Annotated in this window: 10 protein-coding genes and 1 pseudogene; 5 read left to right on the top strand and 6 right to left on the bottom strand. The window is 72.7% G+C overall.

Going from position 1 to position 8980, the window contains the following annotated elements:
- Positions 1 to 206, bottom strand: a pseudogene (locus CHR28_RS36935) (phosphoesterase); the annotation flags it as partial.
- A gap of 90 nt (positions 207 to 296) precedes the next feature.
- Between CHR28_RS36935 and CHR28_RS36930 the strand changes: the two are divergent.
- A complete protein-coding gene (locus CHR28_RS36930) occupies positions 297 to 839 on the top strand; it encodes an MOSC domain-containing protein (RefSeq protein ID WP_179272705.1) in 543 nt (180 codons plus the stop codon).
- Positions 840 to 909: 70 nt separating this feature from the next.
- Positions 910 to 2529, top strand: a complete 1620-nt coding sequence (locus CHR28_RS36925; RefSeq protein ID WP_094058102.1) for an ABC-F family ATP-binding cassette domain-containing protein — start codon at positions 910 to 912, stop codon at positions 2527 to 2529.
- Between the two features lie 78 nt (positions 2530 to 2607).
- Here the strand turns inward: CHR28_RS36925 and CHR28_RS36920 are convergent, their stop codons facing one another.
- Positions 2608 to 3708: a baeRF2 domain-containing protein gene (locus tag CHR28_RS36920; protein ID WP_094058101.1), complete on the bottom strand. Its 1101-nt coding sequence runs from the start codon at positions 3706 to 3708 to the stop codon at positions 2608 to 2610.
- Between the two features lie 65 nt (positions 3709 to 3773).
- On the opposite strand from CHR28_RS36920, the gene CHR28_RS36915 reads away from it, so the two are divergent.
- Positions 3774 to 4061 carry a DUF6158 family protein gene (locus CHR28_RS36915; protein ID WP_094058100.1) on the top strand — a complete coding sequence of 96 codons (288 nt, stop codon included), beginning with the start codon at positions 3774 to 3776 and terminating at the stop codon, positions 4059 to 4061.
- A 109-nt stretch (positions 4062 to 4170) separates the two neighbouring features.
- Here CHR28_RS36915 and CHR28_RS36910 read toward each other — a convergent pair whose 3' ends face one another.
- The 3 genes from CHR28_RS36910 to CHR28_RS36900 form a co-directional block, all read right to left on the bottom strand.
- Positions 4171 to 4713 carry a type 1 glutamine amidotransferase domain-containing protein gene (locus CHR28_RS36910; protein WP_094058099.1) on the bottom strand — a complete coding sequence of 181 codons (543 nt, stop codon included), beginning with the start codon at positions 4711 to 4713 and terminating at the stop codon, positions 4171 to 4173.
- A 118-nt stretch (positions 4714 to 4831) separates the two neighbouring features.
- Positions 4832 to 5266, bottom strand: a complete 435-nt coding sequence (locus CHR28_RS36905) for a CBS domain-containing protein (RefSeq protein ID WP_179272704.1) — start codon at positions 5264 to 5266, stop codon at positions 4832 to 4834.
- Between the two features lie 82 nt (positions 5267 to 5348).
- Entirely contained in the window at positions 5349 to 5756 is a 408-nt protein-coding gene (locus CHR28_RS36900) for a DUF2795 domain-containing protein (protein WP_094058104.1), read from the bottom strand.
- A 157-nt stretch (positions 5757 to 5913) separates the two neighbouring features.
- On the opposite strand from CHR28_RS36900, the gene CHR28_RS36895 reads away from it, so the two are divergent.
- Complete coding sequence (locus CHR28_RS36895) at positions 5914 to 6099, top strand: hypothetical protein (protein ID WP_094058098.1); 186 nt, start codon at positions 5914 to 5916, stop codon at positions 6097 to 6099.
- Here the strand turns inward: CHR28_RS36895 and CHR28_RS36890 are convergent.
- Positions 6053 to 7846, bottom strand: a complete 1794-nt coding sequence (locus CHR28_RS36890) for a thiamine pyrophosphate-requiring protein (RefSeq protein ID WP_094058097.1) — start codon at positions 7844 to 7846, stop codon at positions 6053 to 6055. The two genes, CHR28_RS36895 and CHR28_RS36890, sit on opposite strands and share 47 nt — an antisense overlap.
- Positions 7847 to 8095: 249 nt before the next feature.
- Here CHR28_RS36890 and CHR28_RS36885 point away from each other — a divergent pair, with 249 nt between their 5' ends.
- The gene (locus CHR28_RS36885) at positions 8096 to 8890 is read left to right on the top strand and encodes a SigB/SigF/SigG family RNA polymerase sigma factor (protein WP_094058096.1); all 795 of its coding nucleotides are present in this window, start codon (positions 8096 to 8098) and stop codon (positions 8888 to 8890) included.
- Positions 8891 to 8980: the final 90 nt, after the last annotated feature.

Here is an 8980-nt window from a genome sequence, read left to right as displayed (position 1 = left end):
CGGCTCGCCGCCAGCGCGGCTGCCGCCGCGAGCCACACCACGCCGTGGCCGGCGCCGCCGCCCGGCCCCGGTGGCGCCCAGCGCGCACCCCGCCCGCGCCGGGCCGCGACGGCCCGGAAGAGACGGGCGTCGAGGGCGAGGGCGCGGAGGCGCAGGGGGTGCCGCCCGGGCTTCGCGGCGGTGAGGTCCAGGTCGGGGGTCGTCATGGGGAGCGGGTACCCGGCGCGAGCCGGCGCACCGCCGCCGCGGGTTAGGGTCGAGACTCGGCAGCGCTACTGCGGAGGGGGAACCGGGCCATGAGCGGGCGAGTGACGGCGGTCAGCAGCAACGGGGAGTACACGTTCACCAAGCCGAACCGGGACAGCGTCACGCTGCTCGCCGGTCTCGGGGTGGAAGGGGACGTACACGCCGGTGTGACGGTCAAGCACCGGTCGCGCATCGCGCAGGACCCCACGCAGCCGAACCTGCGCCAGGTGCACCTCATCCACGAGGAACTCTTCGCCGAGCTCGGCGAGGCGGGGTTCGAGGTGGCGCCCGGGCAGCTCGGCGAGAACGTCACCACGCGGGGCATCGACCTGCTGGGCCTGCCCACCGGCACGCTGCTGCACCTCGGCGACTCGGCGGTCGTGGAGGTGACGGGTCTGCGCAATCCCTGCGTGCAGATCGACCGTTTCCAGCAGGGGCTGCTGAAGCGGGTCGTGGCGCGGGACGCGGCGGGCGACGTCGTGCGCAAGGCCGGGATCATGAGCGTGGTGCGAGAGGGCGGCGTGGTCCGCCCGGGCGACCCGATCAAGACGGAACTCCCGGCGGAACCGCACCGTCCCCTGCGGAAGGTCTGAACTCTCGCCGGGGTGCGCGGTCCCGAAATGGGTTTGCCGAGTCCGGGGCCGGGCGCACAGAATCGCCGCCATGGGCCACCTCGAAGCCGCGCACCTGGAGTACTACCTGCCCGACGGAAGGGCACTGCTGGGTGACGTGTCGTTCCGGGTGGGGGAGGGCGCCGTCGTCGCGCTCGTCGGGCCGAACGGAGCCGGGAAGACGACCCTGCTGCGCCTGCTCGCCGGGGAGCTCAGACCGCACGGCGGGTCCGTCACCGTCGGCGGCGGGCTCGGGGTCATGCGGCAGTTCGTCGGATCCGTGCGCGACGAGACGACCGTACGCGACCTGCTCGTCTCCGTGGCGACCCCCCGCATCCGCGAGGCGGCCCGGGCCGTCGACGCCGCCGAGCACGCCATCATGACCGTCGACGACGAGGCCGCCCAGCTGACCTACGCCCAGGCCCTCGCCGACTGGGCCGAGGCCCGCGGCTACGAGGCCGAGACGCTGTGGGACATGTGCACCACGGCCGCCCTCGGCGTCCCGTACGACAAAGCGCAGTGGCGCCAGGTCCGCACCCTCTCCGGCGGCGAGCAGAAACGCCTCGTCCTGGAGGCCCTGCTGCGCGGCACCGACGAGGTCCTCCTCCTCGACGAGCCCGACAACTACCTCGACGTCCCCGGCAAGCGCTGGCTGGAGGAACGCCTCGCCGAGACCCGCAAGACCGTCCTGTTCGTCTCCCACGACCGCGAGCTCCTCGCCCGCGCGGCCCAGCGCATCGTCTCCCTCGAACCCGGTCCCGCCGGCGCCGACGCATGGGTGCACGGCGGCGGGTTCACCACCTTCCACGACGCCCGGCGTGAGCGCTTCGCCCGCTTCGAGGAGCTGCGCAGGCGCTGGGACGAGAAGCACGCCCAGCTGAAGAAGCTGGTGCTGAACCTGCGTCAGGCCGCTTCGGTCAGCCACGAGATGGCGTCCCGGTACCACGCCGCCCAGACCCGGCTGCGCAAGTTCGAGGAGGCCGGGCCGCCGCCGGAGCCGCCGCGCGAGCAGGACATCAGAATGCGGATCAAGGGCGGCCGCACCGGCGTCCGGGCCGTCACCTGCGAGCAGCTGGAGCTCACGGGCCTGATGAAACCCTTCGACCTGGAGGTCTTCTACGGCGAGCGCGTCGCCGTGCTGGGCTCCAACGGCTCGGGCAAGTCCCACTTCCTGCGGCTGCTCGCCGGCGACGACGTGGCCCACACGGGGCACTGGAAGCTGGGCGCCCGGGTCGTGCCCGGTCACTTCGCGCAGACGCACGCGCACCCGGAGCTGGAGGGCCGCACGCTGCTGGACGTCCTGTGGAAGGAGCACGCACAGGACCGCGGCGCCGCGATGTCCCGGCTGCGCCGCTACGAGCTGACCCAGCAGGCCGAGCAGACGTTCGACCGGCTGTCCGGCGGGCAGCAGGCCCGGTTCCAGATCCTCCTGCTGGAGCTGCAGGGCGTGACGGCCCTGCTGCTCGACGAGCCGACCGACAACCTGGACCTGGAGTCGGCCGAGGCGCTCCAGGAGGGCCTGGAGGCCTTCGAGGGGACGGTGCTCGCGGTCACCCACGACCGCTGGTTCGCCCGCTCCTTCGACCGCTACCTGGTCTTCGGCAGCGACGGCCGGGTCCGCGAGACCCCGGACCCGGTCTGGGACGAACGCAGGGTGGAACGAGCGCGCTAGCGGGAAGCCGGCCCCGCGCAGAGGCGCGGGGCCGGCTCCGGTTCAGGGCCGGCCCCGCGCAGAGGCCGGCCCCGGGTGTCACTTCCAGCGGAGCAGTGCCCCCAGGCCGCCCACCGGTTCCTCCTGCGTGGACACCGACAGGGCGTTCGCGTCCGTGGCCACCGCCGAGCGGATCAGCGCGTCGTCCGCGCGGGCCGGCCACGAGTGCTGCTCGCCGAGGACCTGCAGCTCGGTCCGCCGGACGGCGACCTGGTCGGGATCCTCCCCGATCCACACCTCGCGGTGCGCGTCGGGCCCGTCGAGCCTGATCAGCAGCTCGTCGATGCGGTGCTCGCGCGCCGCCTCGATCAGCGCCGGAACACCCTCGACGGCCCCGGTCCGGCCCTCGTCGTCCGGGGCGCGGGCCGCGCGGAACCGCGCCAGCTCCGCCTCGGCCTGCCGCGTCACGTGCTCGGCGCGCGCCCGCTCCACGTCGTCGTCGAGGAGCCGGCTGCCGGTGCCGTGCGGCGCCTCGACCACCCGGTCGTGCAGTCGCTTGGGCAGCCGCTCGTGCACGGACCGCCGCTCACGGTCGTCTCCGACGAGGATCAGCAGGTCGGCCCGGGTCTCCTCCTGGCACACGGCGAGCGCGTCGGCGATCTCCGCCGCGTTGTGCTCCCAGGTGTTCTCCACCCTGAGCTGGAAGTGCCGCTCGGACCAGTCCGCGGAGCCCGTGCGGTGCACCGGCCACTGCTGCCCGGTGACACTCCCGGCGTCCTCCCGGCCCAGCGCGCTGCGCAGCTCGAAGTCCGCGCCCTTGCGGTCGACGTACGCGACGATGCACAACGGGTCCTCGCCGGCCAGCTCCAGCAGGGGCGTGACGCGGGGCAGCGGCGCCCATTCGGCCCAGTCGCCGCCCTGCGGGGGACGGACCAGCGGCGGGTCGAGGACCACCTCGCCGGCGCGGGCGAACAGGGCCCGGCCGTGTGGATCGGAAGAGTGCCGCAGATCCTCGATCGCGCTCTGCACGGCCCGGCAGGTGGCCTCGTCCGCGCCCTGCTCGGCGAGCTGCCGCGCCATCGCCTGGGCCGTCAGCTGCCGCTCGTGGGGGGTGTCCTCCGTATGCCGGGAGGTGTCGACGTACACGGAGGCCCAAGGGCCGGGGTGTTCGTACAGTGGGTGCAGAAAAGCGAGATCCATGGCTTCCCTCCGGATGCCGCTCGGGGGTAGTGCTCAGTTGCTCCCCGGGCGGGTACCCGGACCGCATGAACGAACACGACGATCGGGGCGACACGATGACCGGAGTGGACCCTGGCCGGCTGGACGACCAGCAGCTGATGAAAGAGCTGGAGACCATCCACCGCACGCGCCACGACACGCTGCTGTACGGCTCGAACGACGCGCTGCGGGCCCACAACGAGCGCATGGCGCAGCTGGAGGGCGAGTACCTCCGCCGCAACCCCAGCCGCCCGGTGGCCGCGGGCCGCACACGGGAAGGGGCCCGGGAGCGCGGGAGCGGGGAGTCGGCGACTCCCACGACACCCGGCACCTGAGCCCCTCACCGACCGGCCGTGAGCCCCTCACCGGTCGGCCGGTCACCGCACGACACGGAGCCGCCCCACGCCCCGCAGGCGTGGGGAGAACTCCCTGCTCCCGCCGCCGTCAGGCGGCCTCGCGGGCGAAGACGTCCAGGAACGTCTCGCAGAACGCCTTCAGATCGTCCGGCTTGCGGCTGGTGACCAGCTTGTTGGCCCCGTGGTCGCAGACCTTCACCTGCTCGTCGACCCACGTGCCGCCCGCGTTGCGGATGTCCGTCTGCAGGCTCGGCCACGAGGTCAGCACCCGGCCGCGCACGACGTCCGCCTCGACCAGCGTCCACGGCGCGTGGCAGATCGCCGCCACGGGGCGGCCCTGCTCGAAGAAGTCCCGGACGAACGCGACGGCGTCGGAGTCCATGCGCAGGAAGTCCGGGTTGGCCACGCCGCCCGGCAGCACCAGCGCGCCGAACGAACCGGGCGAGGACTCGCCCACGACCTCGTCGACCGGGAACGTGTCCGCCTTGTCGAGGTGGTTGAACGCCTGGATCTCCCCCTCCTTCGTCGACACCAGCACGGGTTCATGACCGGCGTCCTTCGCCGCCTGCCACGGATCGGTCAGCTCGACCTGCTCGACGCCCTCGGGTGCCACCAGAAACGCGATACGCATCGTGTCCGACGTCCTTTCCTGTTGTCCTGCGTTCTCCTGCTGCTCTGTCCGGCTCGCCCCTGCCCGGGGCCTGCCCCGGTCCTGTCCCGGTCGTGATCCGCGGAGCAGGGGAGCCGGGCTAGGTGTCGCCGCGGGCGTCCGGCTCGGCGCGGCTGATGTCCGCGAGCGCCGACGCGGGGTCCTCGGCCTCGGCCACGTCGCCGAGGCTGACGATCCCGACCGGCAGCCCGTTCTCCACCACCGGCAGCCGGCGCACGGCGTGCTCGCGCATCAGCGCCACCGCCGTCGCCACCCTGTCGTCCGGCGTCACCGTGACCGGGTCCTTCGTGCACACGGCCTGGGCACTCACCGTCATGGGGTCCGCGCCGTCGGCGACGGCCCGCACCGTGATGTCACGGTCGGTGAGCACCCCGATCACGTCCTGCCCGTCGGCCACCACCACGTCGCCTATGTTCTGCGTGCGCATCAGCAGCGCCGCCTCGACGAGCGAGGCGTCCGGGCGCACGGCGACCACACCCGGAGTCATCACGTCCTTCACCAACTCGGCCTTCACCGGTGTTCTCCGTCCCTTGCCGGGCCGACGGGGGCACCGCGGCGCACCCGACGGTGCGGCCGCGGTGCCCTCGCACGGGTCCCTACGCGTACTCCTCCGGACCGGTCTCCCGGGCCCGGGCCCGGACCAGGGCCTGGGCCAGCTCCTGGACATTGCCGTAGCGCTCCTGGCGCGGCAGCCGCTCCAGTGCTTCGACGAGCGCGTCGGGCGCCTGGCGGCCGCGCAACTCGCGGGCCAGTTCGCGCGCACTCGCGGGGAACGCCCTGCGGCCCAGGATCCGGGCCAGGTCCAGCCGCACCGACTCCAGGGACGTCGGCCCGCGGCTCGGTGTCACCGGCCCGTACGCGACGTCGGGGTCGTCCTCGGCGGCCGGCTCCGGGTCGTGCCACTCCTCACTGCGCGTGGGGTGCCCGGACCTGAGCAGACCCTGCAGTTCGTGCTTCATCTCGTCGTCCCGGTGGACGCTCAGCCGGTCGCTGCCTCGCTGCATGTCTCCCTCCAGACCTTCGGGGGTCCGCACCGCGTACCCGAACACCGGGAGCCGACACGGATCCGGCCTCCCCGATCGCGGGAGCGCCCTGGTTTGCGCCACCGGCTGCGGGAGACCCGGTTCGCACCCCCCACTCATTCCTGGGGAAGGACACGCCATGGCGTTGCTCGCTGTGCTCATTCCGCTGCTGATGCTCGGGGTGGTGCTGGTGCTGGGCCGTTACGAGGAACTGCTGCTGCCGCAGGGCGACACCGGACGGCGCGAGCCGGCCGGCGCTCCCCCCGCCACCGCGGCCGCTACTTCTTCTCCCGCCCCGGCAGGAACTCCTGCACCTTCGCCTTGAAACCGTGCCTGACCACCGATCCCCGGTCCGCGTCACCCTTCAGGATCGACGCGGCGGTCGCCTCCATCTGCTCCCAGGTGGCGTGCGGCGGGACCGGCGGTACGGCGGGATCGGTCAGGAACTCGACCAGCGCGGGGCCGTCCGCCTCCAGCGCGGTACGCCAGGCCGCCTCGACGTCCTCCGGCTTCTCCACCCGGATGCCGGTCAGCCCCAGGGACCGCGCGAACGCGGCGTAGTCCACGTCCGGCAACTCCTGCGAGGGCAGGAACGACGGCGCGCCCCCCATGGCCCGCAGCTCCCAGGTGACCTGATTCAGATCGCGGTTGTTCCACACCGCGATCACCAGCCGCGGATCGTCCCACAGATGACGGTACTTCGCCGCGGTGATCAGCTCGGCCATGCCGTTCATCTGCATCGCCCCGTCCCCGACCAGCGCGACCGCCGGCCGGTCCGGATGCGCGAACTTCGCGCCGATGACGTAGGGCACCGCGCAGCCCATCGTCGCCAGCGTGCCGGAGAGCGAGCCGCGCATGCCCGGCCGCATAGTCACGTGCCGCGCGTACCAGTTCGCCGTCGAGCCCGAGTCGGAGGTGACGATCGCGTTGTCCGGCAGCAGCGGGTCCAGCGCCCGTGCCACGTACTCCGGGTTGATCGGACCGGCCTCCAGACCGGCCCGGCGTGCCAGGACGTCACGCCAGTGCCGCACGTTGTCGCACACCGTGTCGTACCACTCCCGGCCGCGGCCCCCCTCGATCAGCGGGATCAGCCGCTCCAGGGTGGCCCGGGCGTCGCCGACCAGGTTGACCTCGTAGGGGTAGCGCATCCCGATCATGTGCGGGTCGATGTCGATCTGCACGCCCCGCGCCTTGCCGAACTCCGGCAGGAACTGGGAGTACGGGAACGACGAGCCGATCGTCAGCAGGGTGTCGCAGTCCCGCATCAGCTCGTACGACGGGCGGGTGCCCAGCAGGCCGATCGAGCCGGTGACGTAGGGGAGTTCGTCGCTGAGGACGTCCTTGCCGAGCAGCGCCTTGGCGACGCCCGCACCGAGCAGCTCGGCGAGCCGCTCCACCTCGGCGCGCGCACCGGCCGCGCCCTGCCCGACCAGGATCGCCACCTTGTCACCGGAGTTGAGGATCTCGGCCGCCCGCCGCACCGCGTCGTCGGACGGAACCGCCGTCCACGAGCGGCGGTCCAGGCTGGAGGGGACCATCTTGAACTCGTGCGTGGGGGGCTCGTAGTCGAGCTCCTGGACATCGCCGGGGATGATGACCGCGGTCGGGCAGCGGCGCGCGTACGCGGTGCGGATCGCCCGGTCCAGCACATTCGGCAGCTGCTCGGGCACCGTCACCGTCTCCACGAACTCGGAGGCGACGTCCTTGAACAGCGTGTGCAGATCCACCTCCTGCTGGTAGGAGCCGCCCATCGCGGTGCGGTGCGTCTGCCCGACGATCGCCAGCACGGGCACATGGTCCAGCTTGGCGTCGTACAGGCCGTTGAGCAGGTGGATCGCGCCCGGCCCCGACGTCGCGGCGCACACCCCGAGACGGCCGCTGAACTTGGCGTAGCCGACCGCCTGGAGCGCCGACATCTCCTCGTGCCGCGCCTGCACGAACCGCGGCTCGTTCTCGGCCCGGCCCCACGCGGCGAGCAGGCCGTTGATCCCGTCGCCCGGATAGCCGAAGACCTGCTCCACCCCCCACTCGCGCAGCCTGTGCAGGACGTGGTCGGAGACCTTGGTGCTCATGTACGACCTCCCGGACGCATGGGGAACGGAGCCGACCGTACGAGTCACCGCGCGCGGCGGCGGAAAACGCGGGCCCCGGCCCGTTTGCGGGCGGGGGCGGGGGGCAGGCGCACCCCAGTGCTTCGGACCGGAGGCACGTCCGTGGGAGCGGCTCGACGCGCCGCCACCGGCGCCCCTGGTCCCCGCCGCTGACGCGTTCCCACGGTGACCTTCCGACCGGCAGCACTATCGAGGGAATCGCGACGGATCATGCAGACCCGAACCAGTGCGAAGAAGCACACCCACGACGACGCACCCGACACCGCCGAGGCCTTCCGCAGGCTCGCCTCGATGCCCGCCGGCCCCGAGCGGGACGCGCTCCGGGACGGGATCGTCGAGGCCTGGCTCCCCATGGCGAACCGGCTCGCCGGACGCTTCCGCAGCCGCGGCGAGAGCTTCGAGGACCTGCGCCAGGTCGCGGCCCTCGGCCTGGTCAAGGCCGTCGACCGGTACGACCCCGAGCGCGGCCACGCCTTCGAGAGCTACGCCGTGCCCACCGTCACCGGTGAGATCAAGCGGCACTTCCGCGACCACATGTGGACGCTGCACGTGCCCCGCCGGGTCCAGGACCTGCGCAACCGCGTGCGCTCCGCCTGCCAGGACCTGTCCCAGACCTCCTGTGACCACCGGCCGACCGTGGCCGAGATCGCCGGGCACGCCGGGATGAGCGAGGAGGACGCCCGCGCCGGGCTGGAGGCGCTGGAGAGCTTCTCGGCGCTGTCCCTGGACGCGGAGCTGCCCGGCAGCGAGGACGGGTACTCGCTGAGCGACGCGCTGGGGTCCTCGGACCCGGCGCTGGACACGGTCGTGGACCGGGAGGCCGTGCGGGCACGGCTCGCGGCGCTGCCGGAGCGGGAGCGGGCCATCCTGTACATGCGCTTCTTCTCCGACATGACGCAGAGCCGTATCGCCGAGGAGCTGGGCATCTCGCAGATGCACGTGTCCCGGCTGATCAGCCGGTGCTGCGGGCAGGTGCGCGAGCAGGTCATGCGGGACGTCGCCTAGTGATCTGGTCTTGAGTTCACGTCTCGCCACGTGAGTCGTGGTTCGTTTCAGTTTTCGGCTCGGGCGGTGACAGGGGCTGGTGGCTGCGGT

It is taken from the genome of Streptomyces sp. XY006, from assembly GCF_002237655.1.
GTDB classification, from domain to species: Bacteria; Actinomycetota; Actinomycetes; order Streptomycetales; family Streptomycetaceae; genus Streptomyces; species Streptomyces levis.
Note: the sequence above shows the minus strand (reverse complement) of the source record. Positions and strands in the feature narration are given on the sequence as shown.